A 16,331-nucleotide genomic window follows, 5' to 3' on the forward strand; every position below is an offset into this window, starting at 1 on the left:
GGCCCACGGCCATGGCCAGAATCCGCAACAGACGCAAGCCCGTCGCCGAGATGAACGTGGTGCCCTACATCGACGTGATGCTGGTGCTGCTGGTCATCTTCATGGTGACGGCGCCGATGCTCAACCAGGGCGTCAAGGTCGATCTGCCCAAGGTCAGCAGCGAGGCCTTGCCGCAGGACAACGACAAGCAGGTGTTGACCATCTCCATCAAGGCCGACAAGACCTATTACTGGAACGTTGGCAGCGAAGTCGACACCGAGAGCAAGGGTAATGAGGCGGTCGCGCTGGAAGACATGACCCGCGCCGTGGTCGCCATCATGCGTCAGCGTCCGGACACCCAGGTGTTCATCCGCGGTGATCGCGCCGTTGACTACGGGGCGGTCATGGCCGCCATGGGTGGCCTGCAGGAAGCCGGCGTGGGCAATGTCGGCCTGATCACCGAGGCCCCTTGATGCAACAGCGTGACTCGTCACCTTCGCAGAGCTATTTCTGGCCGACCGTGCTGGCGGTCGGCCTGCACGTCATCATCTTCGGCATGCTGTTCGTCAGCTTTTCCATGACGCCCGAGCTGCCGCCATCCAAGCCGATCGTGCAGGCAACGCTTTATCAGCTGAAGTCCCAGAGCCAGGCGACCACGCAGACCAACCAGAAGATTGCCGGCGAGGCGAAGAAGACGGCTGCCAAACAGTACGAAGCCGAGCAGATGGAGCAGCGCAAGATCGAGCAGCAGAAGCAGGCTGCGGCGAAGGCTGCGGAACAAAAGAAGGCCGAGGAGGCTCGAAAGGCCGAAGCGGCGAAAGCCGCTGCCGATAAGGCCGCTGCGGCCAAGAAAGCCGAAGAGGCGAAGAAGGTAGAGCAGCAGAAGCAGGCCGAGATCGCGAAGAAGAAGGCCGCCGAGGAGTTGGCCAAGAAGAAGGCGGCTGAGGAGGCCAAGAAGAAGGCCGCCGAAGAGGCCAAGAAGAAGGCGGCGGAAGAAGCCAAGAAGAAAGCGGCAGCCGAGGCGGCCAAGAAGAAGGCCGCCGAAGAAGCCAAGAAGAAGGCCGCGGCGGAAGCAGCGCGCAAGGCTGCCGAAGACAAGAAGGCCCAGGCACTGGCAGAGCTTCTGTCCGATACCACCGAACGCCAGCAGGCGATGGCCGATACCCATGGCGATCAGGTTGCCGGCAACTTCGATGATCTGATTCGGTTGCGCGCGGCAGAAGGCTGGACTCGTCCGCCGTCTGCACGGAACAACATGACGGTACAGCTGCAGGTAAACATGCTGCCTGATGGCACCATCACCAATGTCAGTGTGTCGAGATCGAGCGGTGACGTACCGTTCGACAACTCTGCGGTTGCCGCAGTCAAGAACATCGGTCGGCTGACTGAAATGCAGGGTCTGAGCCCGCAGGAATTCCAGCCTTACCGGTCATTCAAAATGACATTCACGCCTGAGGATCTTGCGTTGTGATCAACTCCCTTCGAGGTCTACTTGTCCTGCTCTGCTGCCTGGCAGGCATTGCAGTGGCGCAGGAGAAAAACATCGTCGTTACCAGCGGCGCCGATCGCGCCATCCCCATTGCCGTCGTCCCGTTCGGCTGGCAGGGCGGTACCGTGCTTCCAGAGGACATGGCGGAGATCATCGGTAACGACATGCGCAATACCGGCATCTTCCAGCCGATTCCACGGCAGAACATGATCAGCATGCCGACCCGTGGCAGCGAGATCATCTATCGCGACTGGAAAGCGCTGGGTGCGCAGTATGTGATGGTGGGTAACATCGAACCCGCTGGCGGCCGGCTGCAAGCGCGCTACGAAGTGTTCAACGTGACCACCGAGCAGCAGGTGATGAGCGGCACTGTCGGCGGTTCGCCGGACCAGCTGCGCGATATGGCGCACCATGCGGCGGATCAGTCGTTCGAGAAGCTGACAGGCATCAAGGGCGCGTTCTCCACTCGTCTGCTGTATGTCACGGCCGAGCGGATGGGGGGCGCCAATACCCGCTACACGCTGCAGCGTTCGGACTATGACGGTGCGCGGGCGGTAACCCTGTTGCAATCGCGCGAGCCGATCCTCTCGCCGCGTTACTCGCCCGATGGCCGCCGTATCGCCTATGTCTCGTTCGAGCAGAAGCGTCCGCGCATCTTCGTGCAGCACATCGACACCGGCCGCCGTGAGCAGATCACCAACTTCGAAGGGCTGAATGGTGCCCCGGCATTTTCTCCGGACGGCAATCGGCTGGCGTTCGTGCTGTCCAAGGACGGCAACCCGGAGATCTATGTAATGGATCTCGGTTCGCGTCAGCTGCAGCGCCTGACCAACCACTACGCCATCGATACCGAACCCTTCTGGGGCGCTGATGGTCAGACCATTTATTACACGTCCGACCGGGCAGGCAAGCCGCAGGTCTACAAGCAGCGCCTGGGTAGCAACTCGGCCGAGCGCGTAACCTTCGTCGGCAACTACAACGCCAACCCGAAACTCTCGGCTGACGAGAAGACGCTGGTCATGATTCACCGTCAGGATGGCTACACCAACTTCAAGGTCGCCGCGCAGGATCTGCAGCGCGGCAACCTGCGGATACTTTCGGATACCAGTCTGGATGAGTCTCCCACTGTTGCGCCTAATGGCACCATGCTAATCTACGCCACCCGCCAGCAGGGCCGGGGAGTCTTGATGCTCGTGTCCATCAACGGACGCGTTAGGCTCCCGCTTCCAACAGCTCAAGGCGAAGTCCGAGAGCCGTCCTGGTCCCCTTACCTGAACTGATGCGGTATCAACGCTTTTTAACCAAAAACACACCTGGGGTTGTTACACATGGAAATGCTGAAATTCGGTAAGTTCACCGCTCTGGCTCTGGCCATGGCTGTTGCTGTCGGTTGTTCGTCCAAAGGCGGCGACGATTCGGGCGAAGGTTCGGGCGCGATCGATCCGAATGCCGGTTACGGTGCTGATTCGGGCGCCATCGACGGCAGCATGAGCGAAGAAGCCGCTCTGCGCGCCATCACCACCTTCTACTTCGAGTACGACAGCTCCGACCTGAAGCCGGAAGCCATGCGCGCTCTGGACGTTCACGCCAAGGACCTGAAAGGCAACGGCGCTCGCGTCGTTCTGGAAGGCCACACCGACGAGCGTGGTACCCGTGAGTACAACATGGCTCTGGGCGAGCGTCGTTCCAAGGCCGTTCAGCGCTACCTGGTTCTGCAGGGCGTTTCCCCGGCTCAGCTGGAACTGGTTTCCTACGGCGAAGAGCGTCCGGTTGCCATGGGCAACGACGAGCAGTCCTGGGCTCAGAACCGTCGCGTCGAACTGCGTAAGTAATTCGTCATGCGCAAGTACCGCCACGCTCTGACTTTTACAGTGCTCGGCCTGCCGCTGATGGCGGTGGCTCAAGTGCCGGTTGTGGATTACGAACAGGGTGCCGCCAGTGGCGGCTCCGGTTATTCCACGGCCGCGCCGAGTGGTGACGGTGCCTATGCCGGAGGTGGAGCTGCTGCTCCATCTTCGGCGCAGGGCATGCTCTTCATGCAGCTGCAGCAGATGCAGGAAGAGATCGCGCAATTGCGCGGCATGCTCGAGGAACAACAGAATCAGATCCAGCGCCTGCAACAAGAGGGGCTGGAGCGTTATCAGGATCTTGATCGGCGCTTGTCCAGCGGGCCCGCGGCGTCCAGTAATCAGTCGGCGCCGTCGCGCGAACCGGCGGCTGCGGGCGGTGCCGGTGCATCCGCTGCCTCGTCCGGACAGTCGCAGAGCGCTTCGGGTGATCCGGCGCAAGAGAAGCTCTATTACGACGCCGCGTTCGACCTGATCAAGGCAAAGGACTTCGACAAGGCCAGCCAGGCTTTCGCTGCATTCCTGCGCAAGTATCCAGATAGTCAGTACGCTGGCAATGCGCAGTATTGGCTGGGTGAGGTCAATCTGGCCAAGGGCGATCTGCAGGGTGCGGGCCAGGCTTTTGCCCGCGTCAGTCAGGCTTATCCGCAGCACAGCAAGGTGCCGGACTCGCTTTACAAGCTGGCCGATGTCGAGATCCGCATGGGCAATCGCGACAAGGCCCAGGGGATCTTGCGCCAAGTCATCGCGCAGTACCCGAATACGTCCGCGGCGCAGTTGGCACAGCGCCAGCTCAATCGCTGAATTCGCCTGCGTTAACGAACGAAACCCGCCCACAGTGCGGGTTTTTTCGTTAGAATCCCCGCCCCTATTTCCCGCAACGGAGGCGGATGGCCTGTTTAGCCGTCACGCCCGTGGCTGATATGACCCTGCGAATTACCGAGATCTTCTACTCGCTGCAGGGGGAGACGCGCACCAGTGGATTGCCCACGGTGTTCGTTCGCCTCACCGGCTGTCCCCTGCGCTGTCAGTACTGCGATACCGCCTATGCGTTCAGCGGCGGAGAGCTCATGACCCTCGATGCCATCCTGGAGCGTGTCGCTGCCTACAATCCGCGTTACGTCTGCGTGACAGGTGGCGAGCCGCTGGCTCAGCCCAATTGCGTGCCGCTGCTGCAGCGACTTTGCGATGCGGGGTACGAGGTTTCACTGGAAACCAGCGGCGCGCTCGACATTTCCCCGGTGGATGAGCGCGTCAGTCGGGTGGTGGACCTGAAAACCCCAGGCTCGGCGGAAGTCGGACGCAACCGCTATGAGAACATCGTCCATCTCACCCGCAACGATCAGGTGAAGTTCGTCATCTGCTCCCGGGAGGACTACGACTGGGCCGTGTCCAAGTTGATCGAGTTCGGGCTGGCCCGGCGGGCCGGCGAGGTCCTGTTCTCCCCCAGCCATGGTCAGGTCGATGTCCGCGCGCTGGCGGACTGGATCGTCGCGGACAACCTGCCGGTACGGTTGCAGCTCCAGCTGCACAAGATCATCTGGAACGATGCGCCTGGCCATTGAGCTTGAAGCTCGTCATCCTTTGAGGTATCGCGAAATGAACGAGAAGAAAGCAGTCATCCTGCTGTCCGGTGGGCTTGATTCGGCGACCGTCGTGGCCATGGCGCGTGACGAGGGCTATGCCTGTTACACCATGAGTTTCGATTACGGTCAGCGCCATCGAGCGGAGCTGCAGGCTGCCGAGCGCGTCGCGAAGCAGCTGGCGGTCGTGGAGCACAAGGTCATTGGTCTGAACCTCAACGGCATCGGCGGCTCGGCACTGACCGATACGAGTATCGATGTACCAGAGGCGCCCAGCGAAGGCATCCCAGTAACGTACGTGCCGGCGCGCAATACCGTATTCCTGTCGTTGGCTCTGGGCTGGGCCGAAGTGCTGGGTGCCCGCGATATCTTCATTGGTGTCAACGCGGTGGACTATTCCGGCTATCCCGATTGCCGCCCGGAATTCGTTGCCGCCTTCGAGCGGATGGCCAATCTGGCGACCAAGGCCGGGGTCGAAGGGCAGGGGTTCCGCATTCAGGCGCCATTGCAGAACCTCAGCAAGGCGCAAATCGTCCGGGAGGGAAGTCGACTGGGCGTCGATTATGCGATGACGGTTTCGTGCTATCAGGCGGATGACGACGGTCGCGCCTGTGGCAAGTGCGACAGCTGCAGATTGCGTTCGGCTGGTTTTGCCGAGGCTGGCTTGACCGACCCGACACGCTATTTCTGAGGCCGGCATTCTCGGCGGGGCGTCTGCCTACGCTACTGCCTCAGGCTAAATTTTTTTCAAAAAAAAAGTTTGTTTTCATCAATCAAATCAGTATCATGCGCCCCGCATCGGGTCGTTAGCTCAGTTGGTAGAGCAGTTGGCTTTTAACCAATTGGTCGTAGGTTCGAATCCTACACGACCCACCATATCGCTCCTTGGAGCAGGAAAAGCCGGAGGCCACTAGGTCGTCCGGCTTTTTTATATCCGCAGTTTTTGTGGCGCTTCGCTTGAGTCGTACATTCGGCCATAAGCGGCGTTTTTCTCTACGACCTTAGTAGATGGCTCAAGCGTTTTTAAACGTAATAGACTGCGACCTTCCTGATTGTCCGTTGGTTCGAGGCTCAAATGTATTCTGATCGCATCCGCTTGTCCTCTCTGCAGAACAAGGTCATGAGCGCCCAAGAGGCTGCTTCCCTTATTCGCGACGGCATGACCGTTGGCATGAGCGGCTTCACCCGCGCGGGCGAAGCCAAGGCCGTACCCCTTGCGCTGATCGACCGTGCCAAGGACGAGAAGCTGCAGATCAGCCTGGTGACCGGTGCCAGCCTGGGTAACGATCTCGACGGCAAGATGGCTTCTGCTGGCCTGCTGGCCCGCCGCATGCCGTTCCAGGCCGACCCGGTACTGCGCAAGGCGATCAACGCAGGTGAGGTCATGTTCATCGACCAGCACCTGTCGCACACCGTGGAGCAGATGCGCAACCATCAGATCAAGCGTCCCGATGTCACCATCGTCGAGGCGCTGTGCATCACCGAACAGGGCCACATCGTGCCGACCACCTCCGTGGGCAACTCGGCCAACCTGGCCATGTTTGCCGACCAGGTGATCATCGAGCTGAACCTGGCGCACAACCTGAACCTTGAAGGCCTGCACGATATCTACTTCCCGGGCGAGCGTCCGAATCGTGGCCCGATCCCGCTGACCAAGGTCGATGACCGTCTCGGCAGCGCAGCTATTCCGGTCGATCCGGCCAAGATCGCTGCGATCGTGATCACCAATCAGCCTGACTCCTACTCCACCGTCACGCCGCCGGACGAAGAAACCCAGGCCATTGCCAACCACCTGGTCGAGTTCTTCAAGAGCGAAGTGGCTGCCGGTCGCATGGCCAAGAACCTCGGCCCGATGCAGGTCGGTATCGGCAACATCGCCAACGCCGTAATGTGCGGTCTGATCGACTCGCCGTTCGAAGACCTGGTGATGTATTCCGAAGTACTGCAGGACTGCACCTTCGAACTGATCGACGCCGGTAAGATGACCTTTGCTTCCGGTTGCTCCATCACCCTCTCCGAGCGTTGCAACGATCGCGTGTTCGGTAACCTGGAGAAGTACAAGGACAAGCTGGTGCTGCGTCCGCAGGAAATCTCCAACCATCCGGAGCTGGTGCGCCGTCTCGGCATCATCGGCATCAACACCGCGCTGGAGTTCGACATCTACGGTAACGTCAACTCCACCCACGTGGGCGGCACCAAGATGATGAATGGTATCGGTGGTTCGGGCGACTTCGCGCGTAACGCCCACCTGGCCATCTTCGTGACTAAGTCGATCGCCAAGGGTGGCAACATTTCCAGCGTCGTACCGATGGTTGCTCACGTCGACCACACCGAGCACGACGTGGAGATCCTGGTGACCGAGCAGGGGCTGGCAGACCTGCGTGGCCTGGCTCCGCGCGAACGTGCGCGCGTGATCATCGACAACTGCGTGCATCCGTCCTACCGCGATGCGCTGAACAAGTACTTCGAGGATGCCTGCAAGAAAGGCGGCCAGACCCCGCATCTGCTGGGTGAGGCCATGCAGTGGCACATCAACCTGGAAGAACGCGGTCACATGCTCAAGGGCGAGTGATCCAAAGAAACCGCCGGCGCCCGCCGGCGGTTTTCGTTTGGGGCTGCGAAGGCCAGCCCCTGTGTCCGATGCTTTCCCTTTTGCCGACGCATCGGCTAGTATTCCTGCCCCGTCGAATGGCAGGAGCCTCGTCCGAATCCTGCTCCTTCCGTCTTATCGACAAGCCCGACTTTACCGTTGCCGCCGAGCTACCTGGCGCTTCGTGCAATCCCGTGTTGGCAGGACCCGCGACCATGACGCAGATACCCGAACGCATCCTTGTGCAGGCACACCTGGCGGCGAAGCAGCCCCAGCCGCTGACGCCTGAGCAGGAGGCAAAGTTGCGCAGCGAAATCGCTGCCGAGTTGAAGCGCCAGAATGCGGTGCTGGTGGCGCACTACTACACCGATCCGGTGATCCAGGCGCTGGCCGAAGAGACTGGCGGCTGCGTGTCCGATTCGCTGGAAATGGCACGTTTCGGCAACGAACACCCCGCGCAAACGGTCGTGGTGGCTGGCGTCAAGTTCATGGGGGAAACGGCGAAGATCCTCAATCCGGAAAAGCGCGTGCTGATGCCGACGCTGGAGGCAACCTGTTCGCTTGATCTCGGCTGTCCAGTGGATGAGTTCTCGGCGTTTTGCGACCAGCATCCCGAGCGCACCGTGGTGGTCTATGCCAATACCTCGGCAGCGGTGAAGGCACGTGCCGACTGGGTAGTGACATCCAGTTGCGCGCTGGAGATCGTCGAGAGCCTGATGGATAACGGCGAGAAGATCATCTGGGCACCGGACAAGCATCTGGGCAATTACGTGCAGCGCGAAACCGGTGCGGACATCCTGCTGTGGGATGGCGCCTGCATCGTGCACGAGGAATTCAAGGCCAAGCAGCTGGCGGACATGAAGGCGTTGTATCCGGATGCGGCAATTCTGGTTCATCCCGAATCACCGCAGGCGGTTGTCGAGCTGGCCGATGCAGTGGGTTCGACCAGTCAGCTGATCAAGGCCGCGCAGACGCTGCCGCAGCAGACCCTTATCGTGGCGACCGACCGCGGGATCTTCTACAAGATGCAGCAGCTGTGTCCGGAGAAGACCTTCATCGAGGCGCCGACCGCGGGGCAGGGCGCGACCTGTCGTAGCTGTGCGCATTGCCCGTGGATGGCGATGAACACGCTCGAGCGCACCCTGGAATGCCTGCGCACCGGAAGCAATGAGATTTTCGTCGACCCGGCGCTGATTCCGCGGGCTGTGAAGCCGCTGAAGCGAATGCTCGATTTCACCCAGGCGGCACGCTTGAAGCAGGCCGGTAACGCCTGAGCCCTTCGAGAGCGGCGGATACGCACTCGACCGCGTCAACCGAGGCCACGCTTTTTCGAGCGTGGCTTTTTCATTGGTATGGTCTGTAGGGATGTCGCGTGCTGCTTATCAACGCAGCATGTCCTCGACCATGCGCTTCTCTTCGATCAGCTGCTTCTGTCTGGCGTCGATTCGCGCGGAAATCTGGAAGTTGCTGGCGCGGCGCTTGGCCAGGTTGAGCTGCTCGATGCCCTGATCGTAGTCGCCGACCAGCGCGAAGTATTCGGCGCGCGCCTGATGCAGGCCGACGATGTTTCCGCTAAGGCCCCGGACCTCTGCGACCTGGTACCAGATGTCCGGGTCCCGCCGGCGCTGCTCGGCCAGTTTGTCCAGCTCGCGTTCGGCTTGTTGGGTCTCGCCCCGCTCCATCAACAGGTCGATATGCATCTGGCGCACCGGGTAGTTACCCGGATACAGCTGGAGCAGGCGCTGCAGACGGGTCTGAGCGTGCTGCAGGCGATTGGCGGTGATGTCGAGTTCGACCTGTGCGAGATTGTAGGTGAGGTCGTCCGGTGCCTTGGCCAGTAGCGGCGCCAGGCTGTTCGCCGCATCGGCGAGCTGTCCGGCCTTCATCTGCGCCAGCGCCAGCCCGTAGCGGGCGGCGTCCATCTCCGGATTCTCATCGAGCATCGCACGGAAACGTTTGGCTCCGACGCCGGGCGTGCTTTCGAACTTGAGTTGCGTGCGCGCCCGCATCAACTGGTAGCGCAGGCTGTCCTGGGTGCCGCCTTGTGCGTATTGCTCGGCTCGGTTGGTGGTGTCGGCGATGCGCGATTCGCTGACCGGGTGGGTCAGAAGGAACTCCGGCGGCTTCTGGTCATAGCGATACTGGCGCATCAGCCGGCCGAACATCGAGGGCATGGCGCGTGGATCGTAGCCGGCGCGTTCGAGGTTGACGATGCCAATGCGATCGGCCTCCTGCTCGTTCTGTCGGGAGAAGCGGCGCTGTGCCTGGATGGCCGCGGCCTGGGTGGAGACGATCGCGGCAATGCCCGCATCGCCGGCACCGGCTGCAGCCGCCACGACGCCAGCGAGCATGGCGGCCATCATCGGCAGCTGCATGCGCTGCTGGGCTTCCAGGCCGCGAGCGAAATGCCGCTGTGAAAGGTGGGCCAGTTCGTGCGCCATCACCGACGCATACTCAGCTTCGGTTTGCGCATGGATAAACAGCCCGCCGTTGACGCCGATAATGCCGCCCGGTGCCGCAAAGGCGTTGAGCTGAGGGCTATCGAGCAGGACAAATTCGAGGCGCCGATCCTGCAGCTGACTGGTTTCAGCCAGGCGGTACACGCTGTTCTCGACGTAGTCCTTGAGCTGGGGGTCGGAAAGCTGCTTCACCTGCCCCCGCAGCAGGCTCAGCCAGGCGCGCCCGAGCACATGTTCCTGTTCCGGCGACACGATGCCCGAGCTGGCGTCGCCGAGCGAAGGCAGGTCGTTAGCCAATGTCGGTTGCACAAGCAGGCAGGTGAGCGTGAGCAGGGCGGGGCGCAGCAGTTTCATCCAGGCAGGCTCGTTGAAGTGAGAACGGCTACTGTAGCCTTGACCTTGGCTGGCTGGCCAGAGCCCCGGTGCGCTAGGTATGCTGCGTGGCTTTGCTGAGGAGGCGAACCATGAGTGAAGGTCGACCACTATCGCCCGCGTGCGATGCCGAGCTGGACGCCGTCGGCCTCGACTGCCCGATGCCGCTGCTCAAGGCCAAGCTGGAATTGAATCGCCTGCCCAGCGGGGCGGTACTCAAGGTTGTCGCCAGCGATCCTGGCTCGCAACGGGATTTTCGCAGTTTCGCCAAGCTGGCCGGCCATGCGCTTCTGCATGAAGAGGTCGAGGATGGTCTTTATCGTTACTGGCTGCGCAAGGCCTGACGGTTCGCTTCGAGGAAATACATGATCAAGGTATTACGCGGTTGGATGCAGCGTTACTTCTCCGACGAGGAGGCGGTTGTTCTCGCGGTTCTGCTGTTCCTTGCATTCGCGATCGTCCTGACGCTTGGCAAGATGCTGGCGCCGGTGCTGGCCGGACTGGTGCTGGCGTTCCTGATGCAAGGGCTGGTGGGTGCCATGGAGCGTCGGCGGGTGCCGCACCTGCTTGCGGTCTGGCTGGTATTTCTGATGTTCGTCGGGGTGCTGGTGGTGTGCACGCTGTTCATCGTGCCGCTGCTCTGGCAACAGGTGCTGACGCTGTTCAACGAGCTGCCGCGCATGCTGGTGGAGTGGCAGTCGCTGCTGCTGTTGCTGCCGGAGCGTTATCCGCAACTGGTGACCGAGGAGCAGGTGCTGCGCGGCATCGATTTCATGCGTGGCGAGATCGGCCGCTACGGCCAGCTGGTGCTGACGTCTTCACTGTCGAGTCTGCCGCTGCTGATCGGGCTGATGATCTATCTGGTGCTGGTGCCGATTCTGGTGTTCTTCTTTCTGAAGGATCGCGAGCAGATCAGCAACTGGATCAAGGGCTACCTGCCACGCGAGCGCGGCCTGATCACCCAGGTCTCTCAGGAGATGAACCTGCAGATCGCCAACTACATTCGGGGCAAGGCGATCGAGATCCTGATCTGCGCCGTGGTTTCGTACGCCGTCTTTGCCGCGCTGGGGCTCAATTACGCGGCACTGATGGCGATGCTCGTGGGCGTCTCCGTCGTGGTGCCCTACATCGGGGCCACCGTGGTCACCATTCCCATCGCGCTGATCGGGATATTCCAGTGGGGTCTGGGCGACCAGTTCTTCTACCTGATGGTGGCCTACGCCATTATCCAGACCCTGGATGGCAACGTCCTGGTGCCGTTGCTGTTCTCCGAGGCGGTGAATCTGCACCCGGTGGCGATCATCTGCGCGGTGCTACTGTTCGGTGGGCTGTGGGGGTTCTGGGGGGTGTTCTTCGCCATCCCCTTGGCGACCCTGTTCAAGGCCGTGTTGTATGCCTGGCCGAGGGAGCCGGCGACCGTGGTGGTCGAGCCTGGCGAATGATGGGAAAGGCTGGCGCGGCGCCAGCCTTTATTGTTTCTACGCGTGGTTCAGTGCCTGGGCGGCCTGGAGCACGGCCTCGACATGGCCGGGCACCTTCACGCCGCGCCATTCCTGACGCAGTACGCCGTCGCGGTCGATGAGAAAGGTGCTGCGGTCCACGCCGAGATACTCCTTGCCATAGAGTTTTTTCAGCTTGATCACATCGAACAGCTGGCAGAGCTGCTCGCCCTTGTCGCTGATCAGCTCGAAGGGAAAGCCCTGCTTGGCGCGAAAGTTCTCGTGGGTTTTCAGGCTGTCGCGCGAGACGCCAAAGACCAGGGTGTTGGCCGCGAGAAACGCCTGATGGAGATCACGAAAACCCTGACCTTCGGTCGTACAGCCCGGTGTGTTGTCCTTCGGATAGAAGTACAGCACGACCTGCTTGCCGGCCAGCGACGCGAGGTCGATCGACTGGCCGCTGGTAGCCTGGGCCTGGAAGGGTGGAATCGGTTGGTCGATTGCGACTGCCATGTTGCCTCCTGATCTCAAGGGTTCTGCGGACGCCAGGGTTCGATCAGCGCATCGAGGTTGAGCGCGTCGGCAAAGTCGAGAAACTGATCGCGCAGCCAGCTGATCTGCGTGCCTGCAGGCAGGGTGACGGTCAGGGTGGCGTTGAGCATGGTGCCGCCGGTCTGTGGGGCCTGGTAGGTGTCGCAGGTCAGGCTTTCCAGTTCGACGCGGTGGTCGATGAAGAACTGGCACAGCTCGTTGAGGATATCGGGGCGGAAGACTGCGCTCACATAGGCCACATAAGGCAAGGCCTGCGGGCGGCTTTCCAGCGCTTCGCTACGAACGACATTGGCCGTGAACGCATGCTTCTTCGCGAGCCCCGGCAGCGTGGTTTCCATCCGGGCGAGAGCATCCCAGCTACCACCGACTTCCAGAACCAGTGCGCTGCACTGGCCATGACGCGTCAGGCGAGTGCTGACGACCGCGCAGCGATTCTCGTTGGCGGCGCGGCAGAGCACATTGGTCAGCTCCATCGGGTTGGCGCCCAGGGCGCTGATGACGAGAAATTGTTCGCGGGGGAGAGGGGGGGTGGACATGCAGCATTCCTGGCGGTGGTGAATCGGTCGGCCAGCCAAGCCGAAAACGGCTAAGGGTAGCGAAAAGCGAGGGCAGAGGGAATGCACGCCTCACATGGCGGGCTCCCTTGGCAACTGCAGGCAGCGCTTTGCCGGCTCGGCGCGGCGTGTGTCAGGCTACTCGCAAAGCGCTGGGGAGCCTTGTACCATTACGCCTCTTTTTATTTATTCCGGCAGGAGTGGTTGCATGATTGCGGGCAGTATGGTGGCGCTGGTCACGCCCATGGATGCGCAGGGCGGTCTGGACTGGGACAGCCTGAGCAAGCTGGTGGATTTCCATTTGCAGGAAGGCACCAATGCAATCGTTGCTGTCGGTACCACCGGTGAGTCGGCCACCTTGAGCGTGGCCGAGCACATCGAAGTGATCCGCCGCGTGGTCGACCAGGTCAACGGCCGCATTCCGGTGATCGCCGGAACGGGCGCCAACTCCACCAGCGAAGCGGTCGAACTGACCGAGAACGCCAAGACCGCCGGCGCCGACGCCTGCCTGCTGGTCACTCCGTACTACAACAAGCCGACTCAGGAAGGCCTGTACCTGCACTTCAAGCACATCGCCGAGGCCGTGGCCATTCCGCAGATCCTCTACAACGTACCGGGCCGCACCGTGTGCGACATGCTGCCCGATACGGTCGAGCGTCTGTCGAAGGTGCCGAACATCATCGGTATCAAGGAAGCCACTGGCGACCTCAAGCGCGGTCGGGAAGTGCTGGACCGCGTCAGCAAGGACTTCCTCGTTTACTCGGGCGATGACCCCACTGCCGTCGAGCTGATGCTGATGGGCGGCAAGGGCAACATCTCCGTCACGGCGAACGTCGCCCCGCGTGCCATGAGCGAACTTTGTGCCGCGGCGATGGCCGGGGATGCCGAGACCGCTCGCGCTATCAACGAGCGCCTGATGCCGCTGCATCGTGCGCTGTTTCTGGAAGCCAATCCGATTCCGGTCAAATGGGCGTTGCACGAGATGGGCCTGATGGGCAATGGCATCCGTCTGCCGTTGACCTGGCTCAGCCAGAGCTACCAGGAACCGCTCCGTCAGGCGATGCGCCAAACCGGCGTGCTGGCTTAATAACAAAGGAATACGCATGAAGCGACTGGCCGGACTCTCGACCCTTGCCCTGATGATCTCTGCAACCAGTGGCTGCGGCTGGCTGTGGGGCGATGATGGATATTTCCGTGACCGCGGCAGTGACTACCTTTCGGCACGTCAGACCGCTCCGATGCAGGTCGCCGTCGATGGCGGAACGCGTCCGCTCGATCCTCTGCTGCCGATCCCGCGCCAGGTGGCTGACAATACCCACTCCGGCAAATACGAAGTGCCGCGGCCGCAGCGCCTGCAAGTGGCCGCGGACGTCAGTGATTTCAGTGTGCAATCCTCCGGGGACTCGCGCTGGCTGGTGGCGCAGTATGCGCCGGCTCAGGTCTGGATCGCGGCCCGTCAGTTCTTCACCGACAAGGGCTTCAGCATCGCTGAAGAGCGGCGTCAGACAGGTGAGTTTGCCACTGCCTGGCAAACCGCCTCGCAACTGGACGAGGCGCTGGTGCGCAACCTGGGTATCCAGGAAGGTGAGACGCGCGTCCGCGTCCGGGTCGAGCCGGGCGTTCAGCGCAACACCAGCGAGATCTTCGTGGTCAGCGTCAAGCGTCCGGCCGGTAGCAGCACCGACGTGGCCTGGCCGGAAACTTCGAGCAACAAGGAACTCGACCGCGTGCTGCTCGACGAGCTGCAGGCCAGTCTGAACCGCAGCGCCCGCCAGGGTGGTTCCGTTTCGCTGCTCGCCGAGCGCGATTTCGATGCGCCAAGTCGCGTCAGTCTTACTCAGGATGGCAGCGGCAATCCGTTGCTGCAGCTGGACAGCGACTTCGATCGTGCCTGGTCCAGCGTCGGCCGTGCCCTGCAGGCCGCCGACGTGCGGGTCGACGATCTCGACCGCAGCCTTGGCGTCTACTACGTGAACCTTAGCGAGCGTGCCGACGACCCGGACGACAAGCCGGGCTTCTTCAGCCGGCTGTTCGGTGGCGCACCGGACAAGGACGAAATCGAAGCGCGTGCCGAGCGCTATCAGGTGCGTCTGACCCGTGCGGGTAACGGTGTGCAGGTGACACTGGACAAGAGCATCGATACCGTCGCGCCAGCGGACGTCGCCCGTCGGGTGCTCAGTCTGATCAAGGACAACCTGGGCTGACTGCGAGCTGCCCCGTTACACGAACACGGATAGGCGAAACCCATGGTTTCGCCTGTTTCGTTTCTGCTGACCTGCCAACCGCGGAAAATTGCGTATGACCACTCCCACCGCCCTCAGCCTGAAGAAGATCTACTCGGGCAAGGTTCGCGACCTCTACGAGATCGACGACAAACGCATGCTCATGGTCGCCACCGACCGCCTGTCGGCCTTCGACGTGATCCTTGCCGAGCCGATTCCGGAGAAGGGCAAGATCCTTACCGCCATCTCCAACTTCTGGTTTGACAAGCTCAAGGGCCTGATTCCCAATCACTTCACCGGCGACAAGGTCGAGGACGTGGTGCCGGCTGACGAATTGCCGCTGGTGGAGGGGCGCGCGGTCGTCGCCAAGCGCCTCAAGCCGGTTGCGGTAGAGGCCATCGTGCGCGGCTATATCGTCGGCTCCGGGTGGAAGGAATACCAGAAGAGCGGCACCGTCTGTGGCATCCAGCTGCCCGCCGGCCTGAAGGAAGCTGCCAAGCTGCCGCAGCCGATCTTCACCCCCTCGACCAAGGCCGCGGTAGGCGACCACGACGAGAACATCTCCTTCGAGCAATGCGAGGCGATCATCGGCAAGGAGCTGGCTGCGCAGGTGCGTGACGTATCCATCGCGCTCTACAGCGCAGCCGTCGAGTACGCCGCCACTCGTGGGATCATCATTGCTGATACCAAGTTTGAGTTCGGCCTGGATGAGAACGGCACGCTGACCCTGATGGATGAGGTGCTGACGCCCGACTCGAGCCGTTTCTGGCCCGCCGACAGCTATGAAGAGGGCAAGAACCCACCGAGCTTCGACAAGCAGTTCGTCCGCGACTGGCTGGAGTCCACCGGCTGGAACAAGCAGCCCCCTGCGCCTGCCGTGCCCGCAGAGGTCGCGCAGAAAACCGCCAACAAGTATCGCGAAGCATTGACGCGGCTGACCGCGTGAAGGGTACCGGGCGGCCGGAATCGGTCGCCCGGCGGTGCAAGCGGCTGAAAAACGGTAAAAAATCTGTGCAGTTGGGGTTCGACAAAGCCGATCCAGCTGCTATGATGCGCGCCGCTGGAGAGATGCCGGAGTGGCCGAACGGGACGGATTCGAAATCCGTTGTACCTTCGCGGGTACCTAGGGTTCAAATCCCTATCTCTCCGCCATTACATATAGCCTGAACCCCTGTACTCGCGAGAGTGCGGGGGTTTTTGCTTTTCTGGGTTGGCGTTTACCGTGCGGTGCATCGGTATGCGATA

The 16,331-nt window shown here is 61.7% G+C and carries 17 protein-coding genes and 2 tRNA genes; 16 read left to right on the forward strand and 3 right to left on the reverse strand.

The window, feature by feature from the left end:
* Window positions 1–11: 11 nt before the first annotated feature.
* From tolR to nadA, 10 genes are all read left to right on the forward strand, one after another.
* Window positions 12–452 (forward strand): protein TolR, encoded by a 441-nt coding sequence (gene tolR, locus P5703_RS05965; RefSeq protein ID WP_011913908.1) that lies wholly within the window; start codon window positions 12–14, stop codon window positions 450–452.
* A complete protein-coding gene (gene tolA, locus P5703_RS05970) occupies window positions 452–1,450 on the forward strand; it encodes a cell envelope integrity protein TolA (RefSeq protein ID WP_014597217.1) in 999 nt (332 codons plus the stop codon). Before tolR ends, tolA begins: the two co-directional genes overlap by 1 nt.
* A complete protein-coding gene (gene tolB, locus P5703_RS05975) occupies window positions 1,447–2,748 on the forward strand; it encodes a Tol-Pal system beta propeller repeat protein TolB (RefSeq protein WP_013983433.1) in 1,302 nt (433 codons plus the stop codon). The genes tolA and tolB overlap by 4 nt, the downstream gene beginning before the upstream one ends.
* A gap of 48 nt (window positions 2,749–2,796) precedes the next feature.
* Window positions 2,797–3,300, forward strand: a complete 504-nt coding sequence (gene pal, locus P5703_RS05980) for a peptidoglycan-associated lipoprotein Pal (protein WP_011913905.1) — start codon at window positions 2,797–2,799, stop codon at window positions 3,298–3,300.
* Window positions 3,301–3,306: 6 nt separating this feature from the next.
* The gene (gene ybgF, locus P5703_RS05985; protein ID WP_011913904.1) at window positions 3,307–4,119 is read left to right on the forward strand and encodes a tol-pal system protein YbgF; all 813 of its coding nucleotides are present in this window, start codon (window positions 3,307–3,309) and stop codon (window positions 4,117–4,119) included.
* A 119-nt stretch (window positions 4,120–4,238) separates the two neighbouring features.
* Complete coding sequence (queE, locus tag P5703_RS05990; protein ID WP_185750322.1) at window positions 4,239–4,880, forward strand: 7-carboxy-7-deazaguanine synthase QueE; 642 nt, start codon at window positions 4,239–4,241, stop codon at window positions 4,878–4,880.
* Between the two features lie 34 nt (window positions 4,881–4,914).
* Entirely contained in the window at window positions 4,915–5,589 is a 675-nt protein-coding gene (queC, locus tag P5703_RS05995; protein WP_125920770.1) for a 7-cyano-7-deazaguanine synthase QueC, read from the forward strand.
* 109 nt (window positions 5,590–5,698) lie between these two features.
* Window positions 5,699–5,774: transfer RNA gene (locus P5703_RS06000), tRNA-Lys, on the forward strand.
* A 199-nt stretch (window positions 5,775–5,973) separates the two neighbouring features.
* Entirely contained in the window at window positions 5,974–7,470 is a 1,497-nt protein-coding gene (gene scpC, locus P5703_RS06005; protein ID WP_013983428.1) for a succinyl-CoA:acetate CoA-transferase ScpC, read from the forward strand.
* 233 nt (window positions 7,471–7,703) lie between these two features.
* Window positions 7,704–8,762 (forward strand): quinolinate synthase NadA, encoded by a 1,059-nt coding sequence (gene nadA / locus P5703_RS06010; RefSeq protein ID WP_014597210.1) that lies wholly within the window; start codon window positions 7,704–7,706, stop codon window positions 8,760–8,762.
* Between the two features lie 108 nt (window positions 8,763–8,870).
* Here nadA and P5703_RS06015 read toward each other — a convergent pair whose 3' ends face one another.
* A complete protein-coding gene (locus P5703_RS06015) occupies window positions 8,871–10,301 on the reverse strand; it encodes a M48 family metalloprotease (RefSeq protein ID WP_285585840.1) in 1,431 nt (476 codons plus the stop codon).
* Between the two features lie 110 nt (window positions 10,302–10,411).
* Between P5703_RS06015 and P5703_RS06020 the strand changes: the two genes are divergently transcribed.
* Window positions 10,412–10,663: a sulfurtransferase TusA family protein gene (locus tag P5703_RS06020; protein WP_013983425.1), complete on the forward strand. Its 252-nt coding sequence runs from the start codon at window positions 10,412–10,414 to the stop codon at window positions 10,661–10,663.
* Between the two features lie 21 nt (window positions 10,664–10,684).
* The gene (locus P5703_RS06025) at window positions 10,685–11,761 is read left to right on the forward strand and encodes an AI-2E family transporter (protein WP_014597208.1); all 1,077 of its coding nucleotides are present in this window, start codon (window positions 10,685–10,687) and stop codon (window positions 11,759–11,761) included.
* A 36-nt stretch (window positions 11,762–11,797) separates the two neighbouring features.
* Here the strand turns inward: P5703_RS06025 and P5703_RS06030 are convergent, their stop codons facing one another.
* Window positions 11,798–12,271 (reverse strand): peroxiredoxin, encoded by a 474-nt coding sequence (locus P5703_RS06030; RefSeq protein ID WP_125886301.1) that lies wholly within the window; start codon window positions 12,269–12,271, stop codon window positions 11,798–11,800.
* 14 nt (window positions 12,272–12,285) lie between these two features.
* Window positions 12,286–12,846, reverse strand: a complete 561-nt coding sequence (locus P5703_RS06035) for a glycine cleavage system transcriptional repressor (RefSeq protein ID WP_013983423.1) — start codon at window positions 12,844–12,846, stop codon at window positions 12,286–12,288.
* Window positions 12,847–13,072: 226 nt separating this feature from the next.
* On the opposite strand from P5703_RS06035, the gene dapA reads away from it, so the two are divergent.
* The 4 genes from dapA to P5703_RS06055 all read left to right on the forward strand — a co-directional run bounded on the left by dapA (window position 13,073) and on the right by P5703_RS06055 (window position 16,238).
* Complete coding sequence (gene dapA / locus P5703_RS06040) at window positions 13,073–13,951, forward strand: 4-hydroxy-tetrahydrodipicolinate synthase (protein WP_013983422.1); 879 nt, start codon at window positions 13,073–13,075, stop codon at window positions 13,949–13,951.
* Window positions 13,952–13,967: 16 nt separating this feature from the next.
* Window positions 13,968–15,068 (forward strand): NlpB/DapX family lipoprotein, encoded by a 1,101-nt coding sequence (gene bamC, locus P5703_RS06045; protein ID WP_011913893.1) that lies wholly within the window; start codon window positions 13,968–13,970, stop codon window positions 15,066–15,068.
* Between the two features lie 94 nt (window positions 15,069–15,162).
* Window positions 15,163–16,032, forward strand: a complete 870-nt coding sequence (locus P5703_RS06050) for a phosphoribosylaminoimidazolesuccinocarboxamide synthase (RefSeq protein ID WP_049325537.1) — start codon at window positions 15,163–15,165, stop codon at window positions 16,030–16,032.
* A gap of 116 nt (window positions 16,033–16,148) precedes the next feature.
* A tRNA-Ser gene (locus P5703_RS06055) sits at window positions 16,149–16,238 on the forward strand.
* Window positions 16,239–16,331: the final 93 nt, after the last annotated feature.

Source organism: Stutzerimonas sp. FeSN7, assembly GCF_030263795.1.
GTDB classification, from domain to species: domain Bacteria; phylum Pseudomonadota; class Gammaproteobacteria; order Pseudomonadales; family Pseudomonadaceae; genus Stutzerimonas; species Stutzerimonas stutzeri.

Bases quoted from the DNA above. Each gene is read 5' to 3' on its own strand.
- tolR (WP_011913908.1), top strand. From the start codon at position 12: ATGGCCAGAATCCGCAACAGACGCAAGCCCGTCGCCGAGATGAACGTG.
- tolA (WP_014597217.1), top strand. From the start codon at position 452: ATGCAACAGCGTGACTCGTCACCTTCGCAGAGCTATTTCTGGCCGACC.
- dapA (WP_013983422.1), top strand. From the start codon at position 13,073: ATGATTGCGGGCAGTATGGTGGCGCTGGTCACGCCCATGGATGCGCAG.
- P5703_RS06050 (WP_049325537.1), top strand. From the start codon at position 15,163: ATGACCACTCCCACCGCCCTCAGCCTGAAGAAGATCTACTCGGGCAAG.
- pal (WP_011913905.1), top strand. From the start codon at position 2,797: ATGGAAATGCTGAAATTCGGTAAGTTCACCGCTCTGGCTCTGGCCATG.
- P5703_RS06020 (WP_013983425.1), top strand. From the start codon at position 10,412: ATGAGTGAAGGTCGACCACTATCGCCCGCGTGCGATGCCGAGCTGGAC.
- P5703_RS06025 (WP_014597208.1), top strand. From the start codon at position 10,685: ATGATCAAGGTATTACGCGGTTGGATGCAGCGTTACTTCTCCGACGAG.
- queE (WP_185750322.1), top strand. From the start codon at position 4,239: ATGACCCTGCGAATTACCGAGATCTTCTACTCGCTGCAGGGGGAGACG.
- P5703_RS06035 (WP_013983423.1), bottom strand. From the start codon at position 12,846: ATGTCCACCCCCCCTCTCCCCCGCGAACAATTTCTCGTCATCAGCGCC.
- scpC (WP_013983428.1), top strand. From the start codon at position 5,974: ATGTATTCTGATCGCATCCGCTTGTCCTCTCTGCAGAACAAGGTCATG.
- P5703_RS06015 (WP_285585840.1), bottom strand. From the start codon at position 10,301: ATGAAACTGCTGCGCCCCGCCCTGCTCACGCTCACCTGCCTGCTTGTG.
- ybgF (WP_011913904.1), top strand. From the start codon at position 3,307: ATGCGCAAGTACCGCCACGCTCTGACTTTTACAGTGCTCGGCCTGCCG.
- nadA (WP_014597210.1), top strand. From the start codon at position 7,704: ATGACGCAGATACCCGAACGCATCCTTGTGCAGGCACACCTGGCGGCG.
- queC (WP_125920770.1), top strand. From the start codon at position 4,915: ATGAACGAGAAGAAAGCAGTCATCCTGCTGTCCGGTGGGCTTGATTCG.
- bamC (WP_011913893.1), top strand. From the start codon at position 13,968: ATGAAGCGACTGGCCGGACTCTCGACCCTTGCCCTGATGATCTCTGCA.
- P5703_RS06030 (WP_125886301.1), bottom strand. From the start codon at position 12,271: ATGGCAGTCGCAATCGACCAACCGATTCCACCCTTCCAGGCCCAGGCT.